This is a genomic window from Nostocoides japonicum T1-X7, from assembly GCF_001046855.1.
Taxonomy (GTDB): Bacteria; Actinomycetota; Actinomycetes; order Actinomycetales; family Dermatophilaceae; genus Nostocoides; species Nostocoides japonicum.
Window position 1 is genome coordinate 4,808,635 of record NZ_HF570958.1, and the last position, 1,340, is coordinate 4,809,974.

Annotated in this window: 1 protein-coding gene; it reads left to right on the forward strand. The window is 69.0% G+C overall.

What is annotated here, in order from left to right; genetic code table 11:
* Window positions 1-377: 377 nt before the first annotated feature.
* Window positions 378-1,340: RecB family exonuclease (locus tag BN12_RS21860; protein ID WP_083454850.1), on the forward strand; the 963-nt coding region annotated here is incomplete at its 3' end.

Consider the following 1,340-nt stretch of genomic DNA (forward strand, 5'->3'; position numbering starts at 1 on the left):
CTGGCGCCCTTCCGGTGGGTTCTGGTTACCTCGAATGCGGAGGTGCCACTGCGGGTCGAGGTATCTGGTGATGTTTCGTGGGTCGTGGTTACCTCGAATGCGGAGGGGTCTCTGCGGGTGGAGGTATCTCGTGACCTTCCGGTGGGTCGTCGTTACCTCGAATGCGGAGGGGCCTTGCCGGTCGAGGTATCTGGCGCCCTTCCGGTGGGTTCTGGTTACCTCGAATGCGGAGGGGTCTCTGCGGGTCGAGGTATCGGGAGCCGGTCATGGCGCCGAGTTGATGCCGGCACACCATGTACGGCTCGCCGATGCGTCGTTGGCGGTTGTCGGTGCGTCGGCTCGGGGCGTTGTCGGTGCGGCGGCATAGCGTGAGGGACATGGAGACGACGACACTCGAGGCGGAGGTCGACATGATGGTCGAGGTAGCGACCGATGCGGATGTGCGGGTGGCGGCGGAGACGGTGGCCGAGCGGCAAGAGGTCGCATCGGACGCGGCGGCCGAGCAGCAAGAGGTCGCATCGGACGCGGCGGCCGAGGACGTGCGGGTGGCACCTCGGCGGGCCGCGCTGTCGCCGAGCCGGGCGGCCGACTTCAAGCAGTGCCCGTTGCTCTACCGGTTCCGCGTGGTCGACCGTATCCCCGCTCCGCCGAGCCCTGCCGCCGCGCGCGGGACACTCGTCCACTCCGTCCTCGAGCGCGTCTTCGACCTCCCCGCCCACGAGCGGACCCCGGCAGCCGCCGTCGCCCTTCTGCCCGGTGCGTGGGGCGATCTCGTCGAGCATGAGCCTGCCCTCGCCGCGATGGTCGAGGACGACGAGACCCTCGACCTGCCCACGTGGTTCGAGCAGTCGGCCGCGCTCGTCCATCGCTGGTTCACCCTCGAGGACCCGACACGGCTCGAGCCGGCCGATCGCGAGCTGTACGTCGAGACCGAGGTGGACGGACTCGTTCTGCGCGGCTACGTCGACCGTCTCGACGTCGCCCCGGGCGGTGAGATGCGTGTCGTCGACTACAAGACGGGGCGGGCTCCGTCGGAGCGGTTCGAAGCCAAGGCTCTCTTCCAGATGAAGTTCTACGCCCTGGTGCTCTGGCGGTTGCGCGGAGAGGTTCCGCGGCTGCTTCAGCTGGTCTACCTCGGTGACGGCGAGATCGTGCGCTACGTGCCGGAGGAGCGCGAGCTGCTCGCCCTCGAAGCAAATGTCAAGGCGGTGTGGGCCGCCATCGACCGTGCGGCGACGACGGGTGACTGGCGACCGCGGCCCTCGCGGCTGTGCGACTGGTGCGACTTCCGGGAGTTGTGTCCGGCATGGGGTGGCACTCCCCCGCCACTGCCGGCCGAC